The organism is Mesorhizobium sp. M0140, from assembly GCF_040322475.1.
Classification (GTDB): domain Bacteria; phylum Pseudomonadota; class Alphaproteobacteria; order Rhizobiales; family Rhizobiaceae; genus Mesorhizobium.
Genome location: NZ_JAMYTM010000054.1, coordinates 1 through 24,184 on the forward strand (window position 1 = coordinate 1; position 24,184 = coordinate 24,184).

Below are 24,184 nucleotides of genomic sequence, written 5' to 3' on the forward strand. Positions count from 1 at the left end.
GGGCGATCATGCCCCCGTGTCGTCAAAAAGCTACCAGCCAAATATCCTGTCAGAACACTGAAGGTGCCTAAGTGAACTGCATTAGCGCTTTCGAGCGCCGTTTTTAATTTTCCTATTGCAGATAATAATTATCCACGATAGTATATATCCATGATAAAGGAGCCGATCCAATGAAGCTGGGCGAGGGCGTTGAGGCAGCTATCCATTGCGCTGCCACGCTGGCTAGTGTGGAGGGGAACAGCACCATGCCTGGCGCCGCTCTGGCCGAGTCCTTTGGCCTGTCGCCTAGCTATCTGCTGAAGCATCTCAACATGCTGAGCGCGGCGCGCATCCTGGAATCGGTGCCCGGGCCTGCCGGTGGCTATCGGCTGGCGCGGCCGGCCGAGCGCATCACGCTGCTCGACATCGTGCTGGCCATCGAAGGGCGCGAGCCGGCTTTCCGTTGCGGCGAGATCCGCCAGCGCGGTCCGGTGAAGCTCGATGCTTCGGCCTATGTCAAACCCTGCGGCATCAACGCCGCGATGCTGAAGGCCGAGCGTGCCTATCGCGCCGCGCTCGCCGAGACCAAGCTGTCCGATATCGTGGCCACCTATGCGGCAGAAGGCGATCCCAGGTCGCTTGCTGCGAGCTGCGCCTTCGTCGAGCGCCACCAGCGGCCGCAGAAATCCAGTTAACCCCGTAGACCCAAACCCAAAGCAGATTTGAAAGGACAGGAAGATGAAACAGAGGCTGCAATTTTTCGCCAAGGCGCCGGAGATCATGAAGGCTGTGTCGGCGCTCAACAAGGCGGTGGACGAATGCGGGCTCGAGGTGAGCCTGCTGCACCTGATCAAGCTCAGGGCATCGCAGATCAATGGCTGCTCGTTCTGCGTCGAGATGCACAGCCGCGAGGCGAGGCGCGACGGCGAGACCGAGCAGCGGCTCTATCTGGTTTCAGCCTGGAAGGAATCGCCGCTGTTTTCCCTGCGCGAACGCGCTGCCCTGGCCTGGACCGAAGCCGTCACCTTGATCGCCAGCAATGGCGTGCCGGACGAACTCTATGCAAAGACGCTCGAGCATTTCTCGGAAGAGGAACTGGTCAAGCTTTCCGTTGCGCTCGGCATGATCAACACCTGGAACCGGCTGTGCATCCCGTTCCAGGCCATTCACCCGGTGCCGGCGGCCAAGGCCGCCTGATTGTCCGGTTATGTTGGGAGCGCCGTCGAAAGGCGGCGCTCCACTTTCAAAGGGAGCGTTTGATGCCTGCCGATTTGCCTTCGACCTTGTTGTTTCTCGCTCGCCTGTTGCTCGGCGGCGCCTTCGTCTTCGCCGGCCTGCGCAACATCCAGAACGCGGCCTTCCTGACCCAGCTGATGGCCGCGCGCGGTGTGCCGCAGGCAGGATTGGCGCTGTGGCTCGGCATCGTGCTTCAGATCGCCGCCGGCGTGCTGGTCATCGCAGGATTGTGGACGGCACTCGCGGCCGCGGTGCTGCTGCTGTTCCTCATCGTCGCCACGCCGATGTTTCACAATTTCTGGGACCATCAGGGTCCGGACCGTGCGTCCCGCATCAACGGCTTCGTCGGCAATGTCGCGCTGAGCGGTGGCTTTCTGACCCTGATCGCGCAATCTGTTTGACGCACAGTTCCATGCCGACTGCGGCCTCTGGTGCCCAGGGCTCGATCATAAAATCGGAACCAATCGAGCCGTTGACGCATTTCACACCTGCATGCCCAGCATCCAGGATGGAATATGAAAATCGCCCATGTCGCGCCGCTTTATGAATCGGTGCCGCCAAGACTCTATGGCGGCACCGAGCGCATCGTCTCGTATCTGACCGAAGCGCTGGTCGATCTGGGCCATGAGGTGACGCTGTTCGCCAGTGGCGACAGCCAGACTTCCGCGACGCTGGTACCCAGCCGGGAACGCGCGCTGCGCCTTGATCCGCGTCCGCTTAAATCCGAGATCGCGGCGCATCTGTCGATGCTTGCGCAGGTGAGGGACCGGGCGTCGGAGTTCGATGTCATCCACTTCCATCTCAGCCATTTCCTGCACTTTTCCTTCTTCGAGGATCTCGCCGACCGCACGGTGACGACGCCGCATGGCAGGCTGGATTATGTCGACCTGGCGCCGGCCTATGAACGGTTCCCTCGTTTTCCCCTGATTTCCATTTCGCACAGCCAGAAGGCGGGCTTTGCCAACGCCAACTGGTTGGCGACGATCCATCACGGATTGCCGACCACTCTCTACGAACCGACTTTTGAGACGACGGCGGAAGAACCCTACCTTGCCTTCCTCGGCCGGTTCTCACGCGACAAGCGCCCGGACCGCGCCATCGAGATCGCTATGCGCTCAGGCCTCAAGCTGAAGCTTGCGGCAAAGATCGGCGACGACGACCGCGCCTATTTCCGTGAGGTGGTCGAGCCTTTGATCGACGGCGATCGCGTGGTCTATGTCGGCGAGATCGAGGAGGACCAGAAGGCGGAATTTCTCGGCAAGGCGGCCGGCCTGCTGTTCCCGATCGACTGGCCGGAGCCGTTCGGCCTTGTCGCCATCGAGGCCATGGCCTGCGGCACGCCGGTCATCGGCTGGAATTGCGGCGCGCTGCCCGAGATCATCGATCAAGGCGTCACCGGTTTCATCGCTGGCACGGTGGACGGCGCGGTCGCCGCGGTGCCCGACTTGCTGCAACTCGACAGGCGAAAGGTGAGGGCCGTTTTCGAAAAGCGGTTCTCCGCTCGAAGAATGGCTGGCGATTATCTGGCCGCCTATGCGGGCCTGATCGGCGTCCCGAGCGCGGCGAAGGCGTCTTGAGCAACGACGTGCTCGAGCCACGACAACGAAACAACAGGGATCTTTGACGAATGGCCCAACTCGATGAGCGCCAGCTCGATCCCGCGGTTGCGCTTGCATCGCTCGACGCCACCGCCCCTCGCGAGCCGCATCGGTTGTTTGCCCTCAAGCAGGGCGATTGCTTCGCGGTTGCCGACGCCTATGGCGACATACGCGGAGCCGGCGACGGTTTCTTTCGCGACGACACACGGGTTCTTTCCGAGTTCCGGCTGACCGTCGGCGGCAGGCAGACATCGCTGCTCGGCGCCTCGCTCAGCCAGGACAATGTGCTGTTCACCACCAATTTGACCAATCTGCCGATACAGAGCGCCGGTGGACGCGACATCCCGCAGGGAGCCATTCACATCGAACGCGTCAGACTGCTCTGGCAGGACAGGCTGTTCGAGCGCATCACGCTTTCCAATTACAGCCGGGAACATTCGACGATCAGCGTTTCCCTGCACTATTCCGCCGATTTCCGCGACATGTTCGAAGTGCGCGGCTCGACACGGCTGAAGCGCGGGCTGGCCCATGCCGCCGAAACAGACGCGACGTCCGTCCTGCTGCGCTATGACGGGCTCGACGGCCTGGCCCGCCTCTCTGCGATATCGTTCTCGCAGGCGCCGGACCAACTGACAGCCACCCGTGCCGATTTCCTGATCGCCGTCACCAAGCGCAGCAGGAAGGTGCTTTATGTCGAGGTCGGTCCCGAGGTGGCCGATAAGCCCGACCGCGACCGGTTTCGCGCCGCTGCCGCCCGCGCCCGCTTTGGCATGCGGGCCAAACGTCGCCATGGCGCGACGGTGCGCAGCTCGGGCCGCGTCTTCAACGACTGGGTCGAGCGCGCCCGCGCCGATGTCGCGCTGCTGACCACCGAACTGGCGACCGGCCCCTATCCCTATGCCGGCATCCCCTGGTTCTCGACGGCGTTCGGTCGTGACGGCGTCATCTCGGCACTGCAGATGCTGTGGCTCAATCCGGGCCTGGCGCGGGGCGTGTTGGCCTTTCTGGCCCAGCATCAGGCGACCGAGACATCGCCGTTCAGCGATTCGCAGCCGGGCAAGATCATGCACGAGACCCGCAAGGGCGAAATGGTGGCGCTGCGGGAGCTCCCCTTCGGCCGCTACTACGGTGGCGTCGATACGACACCGCTCTACATCTATCTTGCTTGTGCCTACGCCGATCGTACCGGTGACATGGCGTTCATCGACGGCTTGTGGCCATCGCTGTGCGCTGCGGCCGAATGGACGGAGGAGGCGGGCCGGGAGACCGGATTCGTCACTTACCAGCGAGCGGCCGAGTCCGGCCTCGCCAACCAGGGATGGAAGGACAGTTTCGATTCGGTCTTCCATGCCGATGGCCGCATTCCCAAGGGTCCGATCGCCCTGGTCGAAGTGCAAGGCTATGTCTTTGCCGCTTTCCGGGGGCTGGCCAAGCTTGCCCGCCGCCGTGGGGAGGACGACAGGGCCGACCATTGGGATGGTCGCGCCGAGGCGATGCGGGTCGCCGTGGAACGCGATTTCTGGCTTGACGATCTCGGCTTCTATGCCCTCGCGATCGACGGTGCGGGCGAGCCCTGCAAGGTGCGGACCTCGAATGCCGGGCATCTGCTTTTTGTCGGATTGCCTGAGCCGGCGCGGGCCCAGATGGTCGCCGACCAGCTGCTTTCCGCCTCCTTCCATTCCGGCTGGGGACTGCGGACGCTCGCCGACGATGCCGTGTTCTTCAATCCGATGTCGTACCACAATGGCTCGATCTGGCCGCACGACACCGCCCTGTGCGGTGCCGGCCTGGCGCGCTATGGCGAGCGCGAAAGCGTGGTTCGCCTGATGAGCGGCACATTCGAATCCGCAGTCCATTTCAACATGCGGCTGCCCGAACTGTTCTGCGGTTTTACACGTGCGCCGGGCGAAGCACCCATCGCCTATCCCGTCGCCTGCCTGCCGCAGGCGTGGTCGGCGGGCTCCGCTTTCATGCTGATGCAGGCCTGCCTTGGCTTGGAGATCGACGGCTGGGATGGTGAGATTCGCGTTAGCCGTCCCAGGCTGCCGATCGGCATCGACACGCTGACACTGCGGCACCTGGGCGTCGGCGACCGGGTGGTCGATCTCACCTTCCAGCGCGTCGGCGACCGGGTCGTCGCTTTCGTTGCCGACCGCCATGAAGGGCTGGTGCCGCTCATCGTAAGGACATGATCCGAACAAAATTGGCGGAACCGATCCGAGCTTTGTGCGTTGCAAAAATACAGGTCCGAACGCTGACCACGTGGTCGGCGGACCTTTTCAAACGGGAAACACGAACAAACGGTCGCCAACGGCCGGGTGAGTTGACATTCAATGACAAACTACGGTGCGGAACTGCTCTGGGTTCTGATCTTCGCGAGCCTCGGTTTTTCCGCTCTTGCCGTATTCCTCTCCCTATCGCGGCAGCGCCGCAGCCACCCTCCGGCGGTTGCCCATACAGCGGGCGAAGACGTGGCCGCGGAGGCGGCGCGCAAGGTGATACGTGAGTTCGAAAAGAACGGCCAATCGGCCGATGCGGCGCTGGTGACGTGGTCGCCCGAGACATTGCGCAAGATCCTCGCCGACGATCTGCCCGATGCGCAGGTCATCGTGGTGTCGAACCGCGAACCCTATATCCACAACATCAGGGATGATAACATCAGGGATGATGGCGTCGAATTGTTGGTGCCGGCCAGCGGGCTGGTGTCCGCGCTCGAGCCGATCACCCGCGCCTGTGGCGGCACCTGGATCGCCTATGGCGGCGGAACGGCGGACCGCCTCACCGTCGACGACCACGACCGGGTACAGGTGCCTCCCGGCCATCCGTCCTATACGCTGCGCCGGGTCTGGCTGACGGAGGAAGAACATCAGGGTTATTATCTCGGTTTCGCCAATGAGGGGCTCTGGCCGCTTTGCCACATCGCCTTCACCCGACCGATTTTTCGCGCCTCCGACTGGGCTGCCTATGAAGCCGTTAACCGGAAGTTTGCCGATACGGTGGTTGCCGAAGCGCGCAACGAGCGGCCGATCGTGCTGGTCCAGGATTACCACTTCGCGCTGCTGCCGCGCATGATCCGCGAGCGCCTGCCGGAGGCGATCGTCATCACCTTCTGGCACATCCCATGGCCGAACTCGGAGGTGTACAGCATCTGCCCTTGGCGTGAACGCATCCTCGAGGGGCTGCTCGGCAGCTCTATCATCGGTTTCCACACCCAGTTCCACGCCAACAATTTCACCGAAAGCGTCGATCGCTTCCTGGAAAGCCGCATCGAGCGGGCCGATGCGGCGATCTCCTATGGTGGCCAGACGACGCTGGTGCACGCCTATCCCATCTCGATAGAATGGCCGGCGGACCTGTTGGCAAAATTGCCTCATGTCGATGACTGCCGCGCCCGCCTGCGCAACAGGTTCGGACTGAAAGCGGATGTGAAGCTGGCCGTGGGAGTCGAACGTCTCGATTACACCAAGGGCATTCTGGATCGGTTTCAGGCGCTGGACGAATTGTTCAAGCGATACCCTGAATGGATCGGAAAACTGGTTTTCCTGCAGGTCGCGGCCCCCAGCCGCGGCACGCTGCCGGCTTACAAGCTGCTCCACGACGAATGCCACCGCTATGCCGAGGAGCTCAACCAACGCTATGGCAGCGAGGGTTACCGGCCGGTGGTCATGGTGGCCGAGCATCACTCACAGGAACAGGTCTACGAGATCTATCGCGCCGCCGACATATGCATGGTCACCAGCCTGCATGACGGCATGAACCTGGTCGCCAAGGAGTTCGTCGCGGCGCGCGACGACGAACAGGGCGTCTTGATGCTCAGCACCTTCGCCGGCGCCTCGCGCGAATTGCTGGAGGCGCTGATCGTCAACCCTTACGACGCCGCCATGATGAGCGAAGCGCTGTTGCAGGCGCTGATCATGACTTCAGACGAACAGCGCGAGCGCATGCGGCCCATGCGCGAGACGATCCGCAACAACAATGTCTATCGCTGGGCCGGCAGCATGCTTCTGGATGCAGCGCGCTTGCGCAAGCGCGGTGACCTCGACCGGGTAACCGGTGTCGGTGACCGGCCGCCTAGCGTCGACAATGTCGTGTCCATGTTCGAGCGCAAACGGGTAGTCATGTCATGAACGAGGTCCTGCAAAAGATGATCAGCGAAAGCCCGCAAAAGCCGCAGGCCGTCATGCCGAAACCGCAGACTGTGCTGACCGGCGAATGGGCGTTGTTCCTCGACATCGACGGCACCCTGCTGGAACATGCCGAGCACCCGGACGCCGTCTCGGTCAGCGACGAGCTTCGCTCCTTGCTGCAAGGCCTGGACCGCAAGCTGGACGGGGCATTGGCCTTCATAACAGGCCGCTCCGTTGCGGCTGTCGACCATCTGTTTCAACCTTTGAAACTGCGCGCCGCCGGGCTCTATGGACTGGAGCACCGGCTCCTGCCGAACGACGACGTCGAAGTAGCGGACGAGCCGGCGGATATTTCTGCGCTTGCCGACGAGATCGAGGCCGAGCTCGGTCGTGGGGCTTATATCGAGCGCAAAGGACGGGTGCTGGCCATCCACACGCGCGCCGCCCCCCATCTGCTTCCGCGTGCGACGCAGCTTGTCGAGCAGGCGCTGGCCACGCTGCCAAAGGGCTACCGGGTGATTGCCGGCAATGCCGGTGTGGAGTTGCTGCCGCTCGAGGCCGCCAAGGGCGCCGCGATCCGGCGATTCATGGACATCGCGCCATTCACGGGCCGCCGCCCGGTCTTCCTGGGCGACGACACGTCGGACGAAAACGGCTTCGAAACCGTCAATGATGCGGGCGGCATATCGATACGGGTCAAACCACCGGCGCAAACCACCGCGCAGTACGGGCTGGCCGGCGTTGCCGAGACGCTAGCCTGGCTGAGAGGTCAACTTTAGGTCCAGCTGACGCACCGCGATCGCGCCTCCTGGAAAAGACAAGGAAAGGAACGGTTTCGATGGGACGCTTTGCACAATTGGTCCGAGAGATCACCCCGAACTGGCTGCACTCTCGCTCCTCCCGCCATGAGATTGCCGACGTTTCACCGTCGGACGCGGATTTCAGCTGGCAAGAAGCGGTCGACAACAAGATGTATGGGGCGGATACATCTGACTATTCCCATGTGCCGGAAAAGCCTGTTTCGGCAAAACCGACAGGCGACAGGCCTGCGGACGAGAACGACCGTGTTCCAAAGAAGGCCAATTAAGGGTCCCGCCGGAGCCCGATAATCGCTGTTCCTATGCCGCAAATCGCAGGCCGCCATCGCAGGTCAGCACCTGGCCGGTCATGAAGCCGTTGGAGACGAGGAAGGCGATTGCGTCGGCCACGTCTTCGGCCCGGCCGACGCGGCCGACCGGGGTCTTGCCGGCATAGTCGGCAAAGATCGTTTGCTTTTGCTCCTCGGCCAGAAAATCCCACCAGGGCGTGTCGATGACGCCGGGCGCCACGACATTGACGCGCAGCGGCTTCAGTTCCACCGCCAGAATCGGCACCACGGTCAACAGCATGCCGTTGATGGCGGCGATGCCGGCAACGCCGGGCGTCGCGAGTTGCGCCGAGACCGCCGAGACGAAGGTCACCGAGCCGGCCTTGTTCAGCGTCGGCAGGGCCGCCTGCAGGCAGGACAGCTGCGGCCGGACTTTCTCATCGACGCCACTGCCGATGTCGCTCAGGTCAAGCGTCGGGAAGGGGCCAAGGCCCTTGCCGCCGCTGGCCGCCAGCACCAGATGGTCGATAGGCCCGAGGCTCTCGAAGAACTGGCGGACCTCATCCGGCTTCGAGGCGTCGAAAGCAGCCTTCTCGGCAGCGCCACCAAGGTTTTTCCAAGCGCTCTTCAGTTTGTCCTCATTGCGCCCAGTGATGGTCACCTTCATGCCCGGGCCGAGCAGCTTGCGTGCCGTCGCCAGGCCGATGCCGGACGAGCCGCCGATGATGACGGCATGTTGGATTGTCTTGGTCATCAATGGTCTTCCTTCGATGTGGGGGAGGCCGTGCCGATGAGATCGAGGCTCAAGGCTCGCAACTGTTGCCTTGCCTTGGCGTCATAAGCCTGGGCGTCGGCACGGGATTCCCGCAGGCCGTCGAAATAGAGGCCGCGTTTTCCGTCGAGCGCGGGTGAGGCGGCGAGGTTGAGGATGGCCTCGGCACCGGTCTCGACCGAACTCCACGGCGTCACACCAGCCTGCCGGACCATGGTGGTATTCATGTAACTCGCCGGGTGCAGCGCGTTGACGGTGACGCCGGTACCTTTCAACTGTTCGGCCAAATCGACGGTGAACAGGATCTGCGCCAGCTTGCTCTGGCAATAGGCGCGCACGCCGTCATAGGAGCGGGTCAGCATGACATCGCTGAAATCGACCGCCTGCTGTCCGGCCGAGGCGACATTGACGATGCGGGCCGGCGCACTCGCCTTCAGCAACGGCAGAAGCTCCGATGTCAGCACGAAACCGGCGAGATAATTCACCGCGAAGCGCAGTTCGTAGCCGTCGGCGCTGATCTGTCTTTTGGCACCTTGGCCCGCCGTGCCGATTCCGGCATTGTTTACGAGGATGTCGAGCCGGCCCGTCCGGGCGCGCACGGCTTCGGCAAGCCGGCGCACTTCGGCCAGCGAAGAGAGGTCGGCGACCAGAAGCTCCGCCATGCCGCCGGCCGCTTCGATCTCGGTGACAACAGCCTTGCCGCGCCTCGCATCGCGGCCATGCACCATCACACGGGCGCCCGCGGCGCCGAGCCGTTGCGCGACGACGCGGCCGACGCCATCTGTCGAGCCGGTGATGAGGATCGTCTTGTCTTTGAGTTCCATGTTCAGAGCCTCCGTTCTGTTGCTCTGAACGGAAGATGGGACAGTTGGCGCGGGCCAAACAGTTCAAACTTTATCCTGGTATCAATACTGCTATACTAGGCACATGGATTCCCAACCCGTCGCTGCTCCAACACGTTCGGCCGAAGACAGCCGCCGGCGCGAACTCGGCGCCTTCCTGCGTTCGCGCCGCGAAAGGCTGACGCCCTCGGCCACCGGCATCGCGACTGGTCTCAGGCGGCGCACGCCGGGCTTGCGCCGCGAGGAGGTCGCGATGATCGCCGGCGTCGGCACGACCTGGTACACATGGCTGGAGCAGGGGCGGGAGGTCAGGCCCTCGGTCGAGGTGCTTACGGCACTTGCCGAAGCACTGCGCCTCGACGCGGCCGAAAAACAGCATCTGTTCATCCTTGCCGACCGCCAGCGGCCTGAGTGCCGTGCGGTGGCGCCGGAAAGGGTCGACGGCCCCTTGCTGCACATGCTGCAGAGCCTGGTGCTGCAGCCGGCCTATGTGGTCGGGCGGCGCTGGGACGTGCTGGCCTGGAACCCGGCGGCGGTGGCGGTGTTCGGCGATTATGGCCTGCTGGAAGGGGATGCCCGCAACATCATCCATATGGTGTTCACGAGCCCGCACCACCGGCGCCTGCTGGTCGACTGGGAGCAACTGGCGCGCACCGTGCTGGCCTCGTTCCGGGCGGCGAGCGCCCGCTATGTCGGCGATCCGGATTTCGAGCGGCTGATCGAGTTGATGACGCGTTCGAGCCCCGAATTTCGTGCCTGGTGGCCGCAGCGCGACGTCGCACACCGATTGTCGGGGGTGAAACATGTCCGGCACCCGAGCGCGGGCGCCATGAGCTTCGAGCATATGAGCCTGTCGATCGGCGACGGCTCGGACATGAAGCTGATCGTCTACACGCCGCTCGCCGAGCAGAATTCGATCGCCAAGCTGCAGACATTGCTGGATGAACTGCCGGCCCAGCGGCGCAGCGCCTGAGGCGTCAGCCCTTCGGCTTCAGCCCATCGAGGAACAACTGCTCAAGAAACCTTGCAGCATCCTCGAAGCGGCCGTCGCCGCCGCGGTTCGGCCCGAGCACGGCGCGGACCTGGACGTCGAAATCGGCATAATGCTGCGTCGTCGCCCAGATCGAGAAGATCAGGTGCCACGGATCGGTCTTGGCGATCTTGCCGGCGCGCATCCAGCCCTTGATGACGGCGGCCTTCTCGTCGACCAGCGTCTTCAACTCTCCGGCCAGCAGCGGCATGATGCGCGGCGCGCCTTGCAGGATCTCGTTGGCGAACAGCCGGCTCTCGCGTGGAAAATCGCGCGCCATCTCCAGCTTGCGCCTGATGTAGCTGCGCAGTTCGGTAAGGGGATCCCCAATGTCGTCGAGTTCGCGCAGTGGCGCCAACCAGGTGTCGAGCAGGCGCTGCATCAGCGTTTCGTGGATGTCTTCCTTGCGGCGGAAATAATAGAGCAGGTTGGGCTTCGACATGCCTGCGGCTTCGGCGATCTGGTCGATGGTCGAGCCGCGGAAACCGTTGGCGGAGAAAACCTCGAGCGCCGCCTCCAGGATGAGTTCGCGCTTTTCCTGCTGGATGCGGGTGCGGCGAGGGGCGTCCGTGCCGGTGGTCACCGTTGCAAGCCCTCGTGTTGAGGGTCATCTGGACCAATTCTCTGGACCAGTTTTTCCCTAGCCTGTGGAACGCAGTTCAGGTGCCGCATTTCCGCTAGTAATCCTTGACCGCCGAGAGGGCGGTGCTAACGTTTGTCCAATCGGTCAAAAATTTGCGTAGCATGAAAACGCGGCAAAGGCCAAGCGTTGGGCGCAGCGAAACAGTTTACAAGGGGAAGTCCTGGTCATGTCCAACCGGCTGAAAGTCACGCCGAACGATCTCAGCGCATTCTGGATGCCGTTCACGGCAAACCGGCAGTTCAAGCAGGCGCCGCGCATGATGGTGTCCGCCAAGGACATGCACTACACGACCAGCGACGGCCGCAAGGTGCTCGACGGCACCGCCGGCCTGTGGTGCGTCAATGCCGGCCATTGCCGGCCGAAGATCACCGAGGCGATCCAGCAGCAGGCTGCCGAGCTGGACTATGCGCCGGCCTTCCAAATGGGCCATCCGATCGTCTTCGAACTGGCCAACCGCCTGGTCGACCTCGCGCCCAAAGGCATGGACCATGTCTTCTTCACCAATTCCGGATCGGAATCGGTCGAGACTGCGCTCAAGATGGCCATCGCCTACCACCGTGTGAAGGGCGAGGGCTCGCGCACCCGGCTGATCGGCCGCGAGCGCGGCTATCACGGCGTCAATTTCGGCGGCATCTCGGTCGGCGGCATCGTCACCAACCGCAAGATGTTCGGCACGCTGCTCGGCGGCGTCGACCATATGCCGCACACGCATCTGCCGGAAAAGAACGCCTTCACCAAGGGCGTGCCGGAGTATGGCGCGGAACTCGCCAACGAACTGGAGCGTATCGTCGCTCTGCACGACGCTTCCACCATCGCTGCCGTCATCGTCGAGCCGGTCGCCGGCTCCACCGGCGTCATCCTGCCGCCGAAGGGTTATCTCGAGAGGCTACGCGAAATCTGCACCAAGCATGGCATCCTGTTGATCTTCGACGAGGTCATCACCGGTTTCGGCCGTCTCGGCACGCCGTTCGCCGCCGACTATTTCGGTGTCACGCCCGACATCATGACCACCGCCAAGGGCGTCTCCAACGGCGTCATCCCGATGGGCGCTGTGTTCGTGAAGAAGGAGATCCACGACGCCTTCATGACCGGCCCCGAGCACATGATCGAGTTCTTCCACGGCTACACCTATTCGGGCAACCCGATCGCCTGCGCGGCCGCACTCGGCACGCTCGACACCTACAAGGAAGAGGGCCTGCTGACCCGTGGCGAGAAGCTGGCGCCGTACTGGGAAGACGCGCTGCATTCGCTGAAAGGCGAGCCGAACGTCATCGATATCAGGAACATCGGCCTGATCGGTGCGATCGAGCTGGCGCCGATCGCCGGCCAGCCGACCAAACGGGCCTTCTCGGCCTTCGTCAAGGCGTTCGAGCGCGGCGCGCTGATCCGCACCACCGGCGACATCATCGCGCTGTCGCCGCCGCTGATCATCACCAAGGGCCAGATCAACGAATTGATCGACCATGTGCGCGAAGTGCTGAGGTCCATCGATTGACGGACTGACACGATATCCCTCGCCCTGGAGGAGAGGGTCGCCGCGAAGCGGTCGGGTGGGGGCGGCGCGGCAGCGCGCCGACCTGATCTTTTGCTGCAACGAACGGTTACAGTCAGGCGGGCAACGCGCCGATCCCGGTCAGGATCACCCGCTTGATATTTTCCTTGGCTTCCCGCCATTGCCGGTCGGACAGCGGCTTGCCGCCATTGAGCGTCTCGATCTGGTGACCGAAATCGGCGTAGTGCTGGGTCGTAGCCCAAAGCATATAGAGCAGATGGCGCGGATCCACCGGGTCCATCTTGGCTTCCTCGATCCAGCGCCTGATGATCTCGACGCGGCCGTCCGTCCATTCGCGCAGCGTCGATTCCATATAGTCCTGAAGCACCGGCGCACCGTGCATCACTTCAGAGGCCCAGACCTTCGAGCCGTCAGGATGGCGGCGTGATATTTCCATCTTGGCGTCGATATAGGCACTGATGCCGTCTATGGGTCCGCGCGCCGCGTCGAAGCAATTGGCCGCCTGTAGCCAGATTTCAAAGATGTTTTGAACTACCGACCGGTAAAGCTCTTCCTTGGTGGCGAAATAATAGTGGAGATTTGCCTTCGGCAGTCCCGCCAGATCCGCGATCAACTGCATCGTGGCGCCGCCGAACCCTGCCTCCGCAAACACCTTCTCGGCAGCGACGAGAATGGTTTTTTCATTCTCTCGTCGGATCTCCTGTCGCCGCATGGGGCGGGTGGGTTCTGCCATGTCTACCCCAAGATTTTAGTTGACCGCTTGGTCAGGTTGTGTAGTTTAAAAGCTGACCATACGGTCAAGCTGTAAATCACTCAAGGGGCGACAAGAACCCTGGTGTAGATGGGAACTCAAGATGGCCGCACCCGGCGAGAATCTGCGAATCAATTCAGACCGTTTGTGGGATTCCATCATGGAGATGGCGAAGATTGGCCCCGGCATTGCCGGCGGCAACAATCGTCAGACCGTGACCGACGAAGACGGCGAAGGGCGGCATCTGTTCAAGCGCTGGTGCGATGCGGCCGGGCTCGAAATGGGCGTCGATGAAATGGGCACGATGTTTGCCCGCCGCGAAGGCACCGATCCCAGCCTGCCGCCGGTCTATGTCGGCAGCCATCTCGATACGCAGCCGACCGGCGGCAAGTATGACGGCGTGCTCGGCGTGCTGGGTGGGCTTGAAGTGGTGCGCTCTCTCAACGATCTCGGCATCAAGACCAAACATCCGATCGTCGTCACCAACTGGACGAACGAGGAGGGCTCGCGCTTCGCGCCGGCGATGATGGCGTCCGGCGTGTTCGCCGGCGTGCTCGACCAGGCCGATGTGTACGGGCATGTCGACAAACAGGGCAAGAAATTCGGCGAGGAACTCGAGCGCATCGGCTGGAAGGGCAGCGAGAAGGTCGGCGACCGTAAGATCTACGCCTTCTTCGAACTGCATATCGAACAGGGTCCGATCCTCGAGGACGAAGATATCGACATTGGTGTCGTCACCCATGGCCAGGGCCTTAAATGGCTGCAGGTGACGCTGACCGGCAAGGAAGCCCACACCGGCTCGACGCCGATGCCCAAGCGCCGCAATGCCGGGCTCGGCATGGCGCGGGTGATCGAACTGGTGCACGAGATCGCCATGGACTACCAGCCCGATGCCGTCGGCGCGGTCGGCCACATGGAGGTCTATCCCAATTCGCGCAACATCATCGCCGGGCGCACCGTCTTCACCGTCGATATCCGCTCGCCGGAAAAGGAAGTGCTGGACGCGATGGACGGCCGCATCCGCGAAGGCATCGACACGATCTGCGATGCACTCGACATTCGCTACGAGATCGAACAGGTCGGTGCTTTCGATCCGGTGACCTTTGATGCCGGCTGCGTCAAGGCGATCCGTGATGCCGCCGAACGCCTCGGCTATTCCCACCGCAACATCGTCTCCGGCGCCGGCCACGACGCCTGCTGGATCAACCGCGTCGCGCCCACCGCCATGGTGATGTGCCCTTGCGTCGATGGCCTCAGCCACAACGAGGCCGAGGAGATCACCAAGGAATGGGCTTCGGCGGGCGCGGACGTTTTGTTCCACGCGGTGGTGGAGACGGCTGTCATCGTGGAGTGAGCTTAGAATCTACCTTCAAACGACGCTCGTAAGAAGCGCGGCAAGAACAACGGAACAACCAATGACCAAAGTCATCCGAAACGGCACCATCGTCACTGCCGACCGCACCTGGAAGGCCGATGTCCTGATGCAGCACGGCAAGATCGTGGCCATCGGTTCGGGCCTGCATGGCGACCACGAGTTCGATGCCACCGGCTGCTATATCATGCCGGGCGGCATCGACCCGCACACCCATCTCGAAATGCCGTTCATGGGCACCTATTCGGCCGATGATTTCGAATCCGGCACGCGCGCGGCGCTCTCCGGCGGCACGACGATGGTGGTCGATTTCTGCCTGCCGGCGCCGCAGCAGTCGCTGCTCGAAGCCTTGCAGATGTGGGACAACAAGACCTCGAAGGCGTCCTGCGACTATTCCTTCCACATGGCGATCACCTGGTGGGGCAAGCAGGTGTTCGACGAGATGGCCACTGTCGTCGACAAGGGCATCACCTCGTTCAAGCATTTCATGGCCTACAAGGGCGCGCTGATGGTCGACGACGACGAGATGTATGCGTCGTTCCAGCGCTGCGCCGATCTCGGCGCGCTGCCGCTGGTGCATGCCGAGAATGGCGACGTCGTTGCCGCCCTGTCGCAGAAGCTGCTGGCTGACGGCAACAACGGCCCCGAGGGCCACGCCTATTCACGGCCACCCGAAGTGGAAGGCGAGGCGACCAACCGCGCCATCATGATCGCCGACATGGCCGGCGTGCCGCTCTATGTCGTGCATGTCTCCTGCGAGCAGAGCCACGAGGCGATCCGCCGGGCGCGGCAGAAGGGCATGCGGGTGTTCGGCGAACCGCTGATCCAGCACCTGACGCTGGACGAGAGCGAGTATTTCGACAAAGACTGGGATCATGCGGCGCGCCGCGTGATGAGCCCGCCCTTCCGCAACAAATTGCACCAGGATTCGCTGTGGGCCGGCCTGCAGGCGGGCTCGTTGCAGGTGGTGGCGACCGACCATTGCGCTTTCACCACCAAGCAGAAGCGTAACGGCATCGGCGATTTCACCAAGATCCCGAACGGCACCGGCGGGCTCGAAGACCGCATGCCGGTGCTGTGGACCACAGGCGTCAACACCGGCCGGCTGACGATGAACGAGTTCGTCGCGGTGACCTCGACCAACATCGCCAAGATCCTCAACATGTATCCGAAAAAGGGCGCCATCGTCGAAGGCGCGGATGCCGACATCGTCGTCTGGGATCCCAAGCGAAAGAAGAAGATCACTTCTAAGCAGCAGCAGTCCGTCATCGACTACAACGTGTTCGAAGGGTTCGAGGTGACCGGTCTGCCGCGGTTCGTGTTCTCGCGTGGCGAACTGTCGATCCAGGAGGCCGAGATCAAGGCCAAACCCGGGCATGGAGAATTCGTCGGCCGCGAGCCGAATGCGGCGGTCAACCGGGCGCTGTCGACGTGGAAAGAGATTTCCGCGCCGCGAAAGGTGGAACGCACCGGCATCCCGGCGACCGGGGTTTGAGCTTGGCGCGTTCGGCCGCGCTCATTTCGTTGGTCCTGATGGCAACTGCCTCAGGTCCGGCAGCAGCGGACGGCCTACTGGCCGGCTCCTGGGGCAATGATGTCGGCTGCGCCGGCGTCAAAGCCGGTTATCAGGAGAGCGATGCCTATATCGTGCTGACCGCCGAAGGCGTCGAGACCTATGGCAGCGGCTGCCGGTTCACACAGCAATTGACATCGGTGCTGGGCGCGCAATCGCTTGGCGCGACCTGTTCGGCGGAAGGCGAGGCGGGAACGACAATCGAAACCGTCGTGGTCACCAACAAGGGAGAGGATGGTTTCTTCGTCACCATCCCCGGCCTTGAGGAAATGGGGCCGCTGCAATTATGTTCGTGACGGTGCCGATGGCGGCCATTCCGTCGATGCTGGCCTCACGCGACCAGCGCATCCAGTTCCGGCAGCAGGACGACGCTTTCCTGTTCGTTGGGATCGGTGCGCGCAATGACGGCCGAAGACGGGGCGCTGCTCAGATTGGCCGGCAGATGCGGCACGCCGGCGGGAATATAGAAAAGGTCGCCGGCCTTGGTGACGATATGATGCTCGAGCCGGTCGCCGTACCAGGTGTGGACTTCGCCGGAGAGCACATAGATCGCCGTCTCGTGGCTCTCATGCATATGCGCCTTGGCGCGCGCGCCGGGCGGGATGGTGAGCATGTGCATGCAGATGCCGGAGGCGCCGACGGTTTCGGCGGTAATGCCGGCGAAATAGGTCAATCCCTGCTTGCCTTCATAAGTGCTTTCAGGGCGGATAAGATGACAAGTGGGTTTGGGCGACATCGGGGAAACTCCGGGCGTCGATCGAGTGGGACAAGACCAATGGGACAGGGCGAGTGGAAAACAACATCGCGATAAAAGCAATCGGATTCCAGCCGCCGCAGGGACGGAAACAGGCAGGCGGCAGCCGATGACGGGGACTTCGCCAGCCGTCGTCGCGGCAAGCAAACTCGGACTGACCTTCCAGACCAATGACGGGCCGGTGCAGGCGCTGTCCAATGTCGATCTCACCATCGGCAAAGGGGAGTTCGTCTCCTTCATCGGGCCTTCGGGCTGCGGCAAGACCACGCTGCTGCGCGTCATCGCCGATTTGGAGAAGCCGACCTCGGGGACGATTTCGGTCAACGGCATGACAGCAGAACAGGCGCGCGAGAAACGCGCCTATGGCTATGTTTTCCAAGCCGCCGCGCTGTTTCCGTGGCGGACGATCGAGCGCAATGTCGGGCTGCCGCTGGAGATCATGGGTCTGTCCAAGGCGGAGCAAGGCGAGCGTATCAAGCGCACGCTCGACCTCGTCAACCTCTCTGGCTTCGAAAAGAAATATCCCTGGCAGCTCTCGGGCGGCATGCAGCAGCGCGCCTCGATTGCCCGTGCGCTGGCCTTTGATGCCGACCTGCTGCTGATGGACGAGCCGTTCGGCGCCCTTGACGAGATCGTGCGCGACCATCTCAACGAGCAATTGCTGGAATTGTGGGGACGCACCAACAAGACCATCTGCTTCGTCACCCACTCCATTCCGGAGGCCGTCTATCTGTCGACGCGCATCGTCGTCATGTCACCGCGGCCGGGCCGCGTCAGCGACATCATCGAATCGACGCTGCCGAGAGAGCGGCCGCTCGACATCCGCGAGACGCCGGAGTTTCTGGCGATCGCAGCGCGCGTGCGTGACGGGCTGCGGGCAGGGCACAGCTATGATGATTGAGGGAGCAAACGACGGGCTCCCTCCTCTCCCCACCACCGGGGAGAGGAGGGCCGGAGCGAAGCGGAGGTCGGGTGAGGGGGCGGCCACCCGCGCCTTCGTCATCCTAGGGCGGAGCCGATGCGAAGCGGCGAGCGCAGACCCTAGGATGCATGCCGTGACGTCTGCCGAAAGGCCAAAACGGTTGAGAGTATCGGCCAAGCAGGGCGAGGCAGAGGGGATCATGTTCGGCACCGTTGCGGAGCGGAGAGGTAACGGCATGGATCCTAGGGTCTGCGCCGCGTCGCTTCGCTCCTTGCTTCGCCCTAGGATGACGAACGCGTGGTGGGTCGCTCGCGTTACGCAGAGCGCACGCCTGTCCGGCGAGGCCTGCTAGATGGACACCTTCCGCGACAAACTCATCCCCGTCACCTCCATCCTCGCTGGCGTGGTCGTGCTCTGGTATGTTTTCGCCGTCATCCTCAACGCGCCGTTCCAGCGTGATCTCGACCGCCGTGCCAATGAGACCTCCACGTTTAGCGAACTCATCGGCAAGACGCTGTCGCAGCCGAAGCCGACATTGCCGGCGCCGCACCAGGTGGCGGTGAATTTCTTCGAGAACACCTTCCTGCGGCCCATCACCTCGAACCGCAGCCTCGTCTACAATGCCTGGGTGACGCTGTCGTCGACGCTGCTCGGCTTTGCCTTCGGCACCGCGCTCGGCATCATCATTGCGGTCGGCATCGTGCATGTGGCGACGCTCGACCGCAGCCTGATGCCGTGGATCATCGCCTCGCAGACCATCCCCATCCTGGCGGTGGCGCCGATGATCATCGTCGTGCTGGGGGCGATCGGCATCAGCGGCCTGATCCCGAAGGCGATGATCTCCACCTATCTGTCGTTCTTCCCGGTGACTGTGGGCATGGTGAAGGGGCTGCGCTCGCCCGAGATCATGCATCTCGACCTGATGCACACCTACAATGCCAGTCGTGCGCAAACCTTCTGGAAGTTGCGCGTGCCGGCTTCGGTGCCGTTCCTGTTCACCTCGATGAAGGTGGCGGTGGCGGCAAGCCTGGTCGGCGCCATCGTCGGCGAACTGCCGACCGGCGCTGTCGCCGGCATCGGTGCCAAGCTTTTGGCTGGCGCCTATTACAGCCAGTCCATCGACATCTGGTCGGCGCTGGTCGCCGGTTCGGTGGTGGCCGCACTTCTGGTCATGGTGGTCGGCATTGCCGGGCGCCTCGTCGACCGCGCCATGGGCGGGAGGCCGGCATGAACTGGCTGAAACCCTCCTGGCAAGCGGTGCTGGCGATCGTGCTGTGCCTGATCGCTGTGGCGCTCGGCGCGATCGCCGCGCCGAAAGTGGATGCACTGGCGCAGCCCGCAGGGACGTTGATATATCCCTATGCGGCGACGAACTGGCTGATCTTCGGCGTGCTGCTTCTTGTTGCCTTGATCACGATGGCCAGAATACCGTCCGTCGTCGAAGCGGTTGTGCTTTTCATCGGCGCACATCTGGTCGCCTGGCTGCTGATTGGCGGCATCGCCGGCTTCGAGGGCCTGGCACGGGCGCCCTATTTCCTGCTGCTCACGGGTGCCTGGCTGCTTGGCTGGCGCTGCGTGGCGGTGCTGTCATCATTGCGTCCTTTCGCCAAATGGGCGCGGACCGCGTTGCGCCTGATCATCCCGGCCATCTTCGGCGCCTGGATACTGATCATCTGGGAAGCGGTGACGCGCGGGGCCGGCATACCCTTCATCCTGCTGCCGCCGCCAAGCGCCATCGGCGCACGCATTGCCGGTTCGCTGCCGGTGCTCGGCGCCGATATCAGGCAGACCATCTTCAAGGCGGTGATCTTCGGCTATGTGGTGGGCAGCGGCGCCGGCTTCATCACCGCGGTCCTCGCCGATCGCGTGCCGTTCCTGCGGCGCGGCCTCTTGCCGATCGGCAACATGGTCTCGGCACTGCCGATCATCGGCGTGGCACCGATCATGGTGATGTGGTTCGGCTTCGACTGGCAGTCCAAGGCGGCGGTGGTCATCATCATGACCTTCTTCCCGATGCTGGTGAACACGGTCGCCGGCCTTGCCGCCTCCGGCCACATGGAGCGCGACCTGATGCGCACCTATGCGTCGGGCTACTGGCAAACCCTGTTGAAGCTCAGGCTGCCGGCAGCAGCGCCCTTCATCTTCAACGCGCTGAAGATCAACTCGACGCTGGCGCTGATCGGGGCCATCGTTGCCGAGTTCTTCGGCACGCCTGTCGTCGGCATGGGCTTCCGCATCTCGACCGAGGTCGGGCGGATGAACATCGACATGGTCTGGGCCGAAATCGCAGTTGCAGCACTTGCGGGTTCGGTCTTTTATGGCGTGGTCGCTCTTGTCGAAAGAGCCGTCACGTTTTGGCATCCCTCTGTCCGTGGTGGATAGGGGCGGTGGGTTTAGGGCACTAACTTCAGAGGGTAAAAAAATGAAAAGACTGATTATTCCCGTTCTGGCCGGCGCGATGTCGCTCGCCGCGTTCCAGGCAATGGCCGCCGACAAGGTGACGTTGCAACTGAAATGGGTCACGCAGGCCCAGTTTGCCGGCTACTATGTCGCCAAGGCCAAGGGTTTCTATGAGGCCGAAGGTCTCGACGTCGACATCAAGCCGGGCGGTCCCGATATCGCGCCCGAGCAGGTGATCGCCGGCGGCGGCGCCGATGTCATCGTCGACTGGATGGGCGGTGCGCTGGCTGCCCGCGAAAAGGGTGTGCCGCTGGTCAACATCGCCCAGCCGTTCAAGAAGGCAGGCATGGAGCTGGTCTGCCCGAAGGACGGCCCGATCAAGACCGAAGCCGACTTCAAGGGTCACACGCTCGGTGTCTGGTTCTTCGGCAACGAGTATCCGTTCTATGCCTGGATGAACAAGCTCGGCCTCAAGACCGAGGGCGGCCCGGACGGCGTCACCGTCTTGAAGCAGAGCTTCGACGTGCAGCCGCTGATCCAGAAGCAGGCGGATTGCATCTCGGTCATGACCTACAACGAGTACTGGCAGTTGATCGACGCCGGCTACAAGCCCGAACAGCTGACCGTGTTCAACTACTCGACCATGGGCAACGACCTGCTCGAGGACGGGCTCTATGCGTCCGAAGACAAGCTCAAGGACCCGGCCTTCGAAGACAAGATGGTGCGTTTCGTGCGCGCCTCGATGAAGGGCTGGAAATACGCCATCGACAACAATGACGAGGCCGCGGGCATCGTCATGGACGGCGGCGGCCAGGACGAGAACCACCAGAAGCGCATGATGAGCGAAGTCGCCAAGCTGATCGACAATGCCGACGGCAAGCTCGACCCGGCGACCTACGAACGCACCGCCAAGGCGCTGCTCGACCAGAAGATCATCACCAAGGAGCCGACCGGCGCCTACACCACCGCCATCACCGACAAGGCAGTCAAGTAAGCCTAGTCGGCAACACATTTATCCAGAAAGCGGCGCCTCCGGCAGAAATGTCAGAGGCGCCGTTCCTTTATGGTGTTCATGACGAAACTGGTTTCGATCGAGGCGACGCATTTCAGCCGCGCGATCTTTTCCTTGATGAAGCGCTCGTACTGTTCGAGGCTTCCCGTCACCACCTTCAGCACATAGTCGCGCGAGCCGGTGACGAGGTGGCATTCCAGCACCTCTTCCCAGCCGCGGATCGCGTCCTCGAACATCACGATCTCGTCTTCGTTCTGACGGCTGAGCCGGATGGTGGCGATGGCGACCATGCTCCAGCCAAAGGCTGAGGGATCGACCAGCGTGGTGTAGCCCCTGATAATTCCGGTCTCCTCCAACCGCCGCACCCGCCTCAGGCAGGGCGATGGCGACAGACCGATCCGCTCGGCAAGCTCGTGGTTGGTGATGCGGGCGTCGGCTTGCAGCTCACGCAGGATCTTGCGGTCGAAATCGTCGGCTATCTTCTGCTGCACGTTCGGTCTCTCCGGGCAATTTGTTGCGGGAATGCAGCCATGAGAGCCCCAAAATAGCAAGAACTGGTGGAACAGGATCGCATAAATTGCCGTTCAATATTTCACTCGAACAGGCAGGAAAGATCATGACCGCGCCACGCCCGTCGAAAACCCATATCGGCAACCACAAGCTCCACCCGCAGACGCTGATGCTGAGCTATGGCTTCGATCCGCAGCTTTCGGAAGGCGCGGTCAAGCCGCCGGTGTTCCTGACCTCGACCTTCGTGTTCAAGTCGGCGGAAGAAGGACGCGACTTCTTCGATTACACCTCCGGCCGCAAGGAGCCGCCGAGCGGCACGGCGTCCGGCCTGGTCTATTCGCGCTTTAACCATCCCAACAGCGAGATCGTCGAGGACCGTCTGGCGATCTATGAAGGGACGGATGCCTGCATCCTGTTTTCATCAGGCATGTCGGCGATCGCCACGACACTGCTCGCCTATATCAGGCCGGGCGACGTCATCCTTCATTCGCAGCCGCTTTACGGCGGCACCGAGACGCTTTTGACGCGCACGCTCTCCGGTTTCGGCATCGGTGCTGTCGGTTTCGCGGACGGCGTCGGCGAGACGGCGGTGCGCACGGCCTCCGACGCCGCCGTCGCGAAGGGCCGCGTGTCGGTCATCCTGATCGAGACGCCGTCAAATCCGACCAACAGCCTGGTCGATATCGCGCTGATGCGCAAGATCGCCGACGAGATCGGCGCGAGCCAGGGGTCGACGCCGATCGTCGTCTGCGACAACACGCTGCTCGGCCCGGTGTTCCAGCGGCCGATCGAACATGGCGCCGACGTGTCCGTCTATTCGCTGACCAAATATGTCGGCGGCCATTCCGACCTGATCGCGGGGGCCGCCATGGGCGGCAAGGCGGTCACCAAGCCGATCAAGGCGCTGCGCGGCGCGATCGGCACGCAGCTCGACCCGCATTCCTGCTGGATGCTCGGCCGCTCGCTGGAGACGCTGTCGATCCGCATGGAGCGGGCCAACGACAATGCGCGGCTGGTCGCCGAATTCCTGCGCGACCATGCCAAGGTCGAGAAGGTGCATTACCTGCCGTTCCTGGGCGAGGACACGCCGGCTGGTCGCACCTACAGGGCGCAATGCACTGGTGCCGGCTCGACCTTCTCCTTCGATATCAAGGGCAGAGAGAAGGCGGCTTTCGCCTTTCTCAACAACCTGCAGATCTTCAAGCTGGCGGTGAGCCTGGGCGGAACGGAATCCTTGGCCAGCCACCCCGCGGCCATGACGCATTCGGGCATACCCTTCGAGGTGCGCGAGCGCATCGGCGTGCTGGAGACCACGGTCAGGCTGTCGATCGGCGTGGAGCACCCGGACGATCTGATCGCCGACCTGACGCAGGCGCTGGCGGCGGTCTGACGCTCCCCGTATCCGGGGTATCGCGCGGTCCATTAGTTTGCACGTAAGTGTTACTCGCGCGCAGCCATTCGCTCTTATAAGCGTTGTGCCGATACATCCGCGCGCCGGGGAGCCGTGGCTGGATGTCATCAGCAAACGGAGATCCTCATGCGTATCCAATCCTTGGCGCCGATGCTTTCGGCACTGGCCATCTCGGCGTCCTTCCTTACGGCAGCGCCGGCCCTGGCCGAGACGGTGAAGCTGAAAGCGACGCTCGACGGCGCCCAGCAGAACCCGCCGGTGACCACAAAAGGCAAGGGCACCGCAGCTCTTACCTTCGACACGGCCACGAAGAAACTCAGCTGGAACGTCAAATATTCCGGCCTCAGCGGGTCGGCGACCGCCGGGCATATTCACGGCCCAGCCGCGATGGGTGAAAACGCCGGGGTGGCGATCCCGTTCAAGGGCAAGCTCAAGAGCCCGATCAAAGGGTCGGCCGTGCTGACCGACGCGCAGGCCGCCGACCTGATGGGCGGCAAGGATTATGTCAATTTGCACACGGCAGCCAACAGGGACGGCGAAATCCGCGGACAGATCGAGGCCGCGAAATAGAGCGATTCCTATTTTGAGAGAATCGTAGGATTCCCAAAGCCGGATGTTTGTGATTCAAGATGCTGGCTGGATTGGAGGCCAG

General features: G+C 62.9%; 25 protein-coding genes. 19 read left to right on the top strand and 6 right to left on the bottom strand.

Annotated features, from left to right (window positions below; all coding sequences use genetic code 11):
- Positions 1-170 precede the first annotated feature (170 nt).
- From NKJ37_RS30710 to NKJ37_RS30745, 8 genes are all read left to right on the top strand, one after another.
- Positions 171-674, top strand: a complete 504-nt coding sequence (locus tag NKJ37_RS30710; RefSeq protein ID WP_023813203.1) for an RrF2 family transcriptional regulator — start codon at positions 171-173, stop codon at positions 672-674.
- 43 nt (positions 675-717) lie between these two features.
- Positions 718-1,176: a carboxymuconolactone decarboxylase family protein gene (locus NKJ37_RS30715; RefSeq protein WP_023813202.1), complete on the top strand. Its 459-nt coding sequence runs from the start codon at positions 718-720 to the stop codon at positions 1,174-1,176.
- Between the two features lie 62 nt (positions 1,177-1,238).
- On the top strand, positions 1,239-1,616 hold the full coding sequence (locus tag NKJ37_RS30720; RefSeq protein ID WP_352443091.1) for a DoxX family protein: 378 nt from the start codon (positions 1,239-1,241) through the stop codon (positions 1,614-1,616).
- Between the two features lie 114 nt (positions 1,617-1,730).
- On the top strand, positions 1,731-2,792 hold the full coding sequence (locus tag NKJ37_RS30725) for a glycosyltransferase family 4 protein (protein ID WP_352776317.1): 1,062 nt from the start codon (positions 1,731-1,733) through the stop codon (positions 2,790-2,792).
- 50 nt (positions 2,793-2,842) lie between these two features.
- Entirely contained in the window at positions 2,843-5,005 is a 2,163-nt protein-coding gene (locus NKJ37_RS30730; RefSeq protein ID WP_352551725.1) for an amylo-alpha-1,6-glucosidase, read from the top strand.
- Positions 5,006-5,146: 141 nt separating this feature from the next.
- Positions 5,147-6,940 carry an alpha,alpha-trehalose-phosphate synthase (UDP-forming) gene (locus NKJ37_RS30735; protein WP_352776318.1) on the top strand — a complete coding sequence of 598 codons (1,794 nt, stop codon included), beginning with the start codon at positions 5,147-5,149 and terminating at the stop codon, positions 6,938-6,940.
- Positions 6,941-6,957: 17 nt separating this feature from the next.
- Complete coding sequence (otsB, locus tag NKJ37_RS30740) at positions 6,958-7,719, top strand: trehalose-phosphatase (protein WP_502900968.1); 762 nt, start codon at positions 6,958-6,960, stop codon at positions 7,717-7,719.
- Between the two features lie 59 nt (positions 7,720-7,778).
- The gene (locus NKJ37_RS30745) at positions 7,779-8,027 is read left to right on the top strand and encodes a hypothetical protein (protein WP_128303451.1); all 249 of its coding nucleotides are present in this window, start codon (positions 7,779-7,781) and stop codon (positions 8,025-8,027) included.
- A 31-nt stretch (positions 8,028-8,058) separates the two neighbouring features.
- Here the strand turns inward: NKJ37_RS30745 and NKJ37_RS30750 are convergent, their stop codons facing one another.
- Complete coding sequence (locus NKJ37_RS30750; RefSeq protein ID WP_352443085.1) at positions 8,059-8,781, bottom strand: SDR family oxidoreductase; 723 nt, start codon at positions 8,779-8,781, stop codon at positions 8,059-8,061.
- Positions 8,781-9,623 carry an SDR family oxidoreductase gene (locus NKJ37_RS30755; protein ID WP_352776320.1) on the bottom strand — a complete coding sequence of 281 codons (843 nt, stop codon included), beginning with the start codon at positions 9,621-9,623 and terminating at the stop codon, positions 8,781-8,783. Before NKJ37_RS30755 ends, NKJ37_RS30750 begins: the two co-directional genes overlap by 1 nt.
- 103 nt (positions 9,624-9,726) lie before the next feature.
- Here NKJ37_RS30755 and NKJ37_RS30760 point away from each other — a divergent pair, with 103 nt between their 5' ends.
- Entirely contained in the window at positions 9,727-10,614 is an 888-nt protein-coding gene (locus NKJ37_RS30760) for a helix-turn-helix transcriptional regulator (RefSeq protein ID WP_352674532.1), read from the top strand.
- A 4-nt stretch (positions 10,615-10,618) separates the two neighbouring features.
- Here the strand turns inward: NKJ37_RS30760 and NKJ37_RS30765 are convergent, their stop codons facing one another.
- Entirely contained in the window at positions 10,619-11,254 is a 636-nt protein-coding gene (locus tag NKJ37_RS30765; protein ID WP_352674529.1) for a TetR family transcriptional regulator C-terminal domain-containing protein, read from the bottom strand.
- Between the two features lie 226 nt (positions 11,255-11,480).
- On the opposite strand from NKJ37_RS30765, the gene aptA reads away from it, so the two are divergent.
- Entirely contained in the window at positions 11,481-12,809 is a 1,329-nt protein-coding gene (gene aptA / locus NKJ37_RS30770; RefSeq protein WP_352776321.1) for an omega-aminotransferase AptA, read from the top strand.
- 112 nt (positions 12,810-12,921) lie between these two features.
- Here aptA and NKJ37_RS30775 read toward each other — a convergent pair whose 3' ends face one another.
- Positions 12,922-13,560 (bottom strand): TetR/AcrR family transcriptional regulator, encoded by a 639-nt coding sequence (locus tag NKJ37_RS30775; RefSeq protein ID WP_013530908.1) that lies wholly within the window; start codon positions 13,558-13,560, stop codon positions 12,922-12,924.
- Positions 13,561-13,681: 121 nt separating this feature from the next.
- On the opposite strand from NKJ37_RS30775, the gene NKJ37_RS30780 reads away from it, so the two are divergent.
- The 3 genes from NKJ37_RS30780 (at position 13,682) to NKJ37_RS30790 (ending at position 16,819) form a co-directional block, all read left to right on the top strand.
- Positions 13,682-14,932 (top strand): Zn-dependent hydrolase, encoded by a 1,251-nt coding sequence (locus tag NKJ37_RS30780; RefSeq protein ID WP_352776322.1) that lies wholly within the window; start codon positions 13,682-13,684, stop codon positions 14,930-14,932.
- 61 nt (positions 14,933-14,993) lie between these two features.
- On the top strand, positions 14,994-16,445 hold the full coding sequence (hydA, locus tag NKJ37_RS30785) for a dihydropyrimidinase (protein WP_352776324.1): 1,452 nt from the start codon (positions 14,994-14,996) through the stop codon (positions 16,443-16,445).
- Positions 16,446-16,483: 38 nt separating this feature from the next.
- Positions 16,484-16,819, top strand: coding sequence for a hypothetical protein (locus NKJ37_RS30790; protein ID WP_352776326.1), 336 nt, complete (start codon positions 16,484-16,486; stop codon positions 16,817-16,819).
- A gap of 35 nt (positions 16,820-16,854) precedes the next feature.
- Here the strand turns inward: NKJ37_RS30790 and NKJ37_RS30795 are convergent, their stop codons facing one another.
- Positions 16,855-17,259, bottom strand: a complete 405-nt coding sequence (locus NKJ37_RS30795) for a cupin domain-containing protein (RefSeq protein ID WP_127296050.1) — start codon at positions 17,257-17,259, stop codon at positions 16,855-16,857.
- Positions 17,260-17,386: 127 nt separating this feature from the next.
- On the opposite strand from NKJ37_RS30795, the gene NKJ37_RS30800 reads away from it, so the two are divergent.
- From NKJ37_RS30800 to NKJ37_RS30815, 4 genes are all read left to right on the top strand, one after another.
- Positions 17,387-18,178 carry an ABC transporter ATP-binding protein gene (locus NKJ37_RS30800; protein WP_023813186.1) on the top strand — a complete coding sequence of 264 codons (792 nt, stop codon included), beginning with the start codon at positions 17,387-17,389 and terminating at the stop codon, positions 18,176-18,178.
- A 373-nt stretch (positions 18,179-18,551) separates the two neighbouring features.
- Positions 18,552-19,430: an ABC transporter permease gene (locus tag NKJ37_RS30805; RefSeq protein ID WP_352443081.1), complete on the top strand. Its 879-nt coding sequence runs from the start codon at positions 18,552-18,554 to the stop codon at positions 19,428-19,430.
- Positions 19,427-20,581, top strand: a complete 1,155-nt coding sequence (locus tag NKJ37_RS30810; RefSeq protein WP_352443080.1) for an ABC transporter permease — start codon at positions 19,427-19,429, stop codon at positions 20,579-20,581. Before NKJ37_RS30805 ends, NKJ37_RS30810 begins: the two co-directional genes overlap by 4 nt.
- Positions 20,582-20,621: 40 nt before the next feature.
- The gene (locus NKJ37_RS30815) at positions 20,622-21,593 is read left to right on the top strand and encodes an ABC transporter substrate-binding protein (protein WP_352443079.1); all 972 of its coding nucleotides are present in this window, start codon (positions 20,622-20,624) and stop codon (positions 21,591-21,593) included.
- A 50-nt stretch (positions 21,594-21,643) separates the two neighbouring features.
- Here the strand turns inward: NKJ37_RS30815 and NKJ37_RS30820 are convergent, their stop codons facing one another.
- Positions 21,644-22,102: an Lrp/AsnC family transcriptional regulator gene (locus NKJ37_RS30820; RefSeq protein ID WP_352443078.1), complete on the bottom strand. Its 459-nt coding sequence runs from the start codon at positions 22,100-22,102 to the stop codon at positions 21,644-21,646.
- A 125-nt stretch (positions 22,103-22,227) separates the two neighbouring features.
- On the opposite strand from NKJ37_RS30820, the gene NKJ37_RS30825 reads away from it, so the two are divergent.
- Together NKJ37_RS30825 and NKJ37_RS30830 are read left to right on the top strand one after the other, a co-directional pair.
- Positions 22,228-23,511 (top strand): cystathionine gamma-synthase family protein, encoded by a 1,284-nt coding sequence (locus NKJ37_RS30825; RefSeq protein ID WP_352776328.1) that lies wholly within the window; start codon positions 22,228-22,230, stop codon positions 23,509-23,511.
- A 147-nt stretch (positions 23,512-23,658) separates the two neighbouring features.
- Positions 23,659-24,102 carry a CHRD domain-containing protein gene (locus NKJ37_RS30830; protein WP_352443077.1) on the top strand — a complete coding sequence of 148 codons (444 nt, stop codon included), beginning with the start codon at positions 23,659-23,661 and terminating at the stop codon, positions 24,100-24,102.
- Positions 24,103-24,184: the final 82 nt, after the last annotated feature.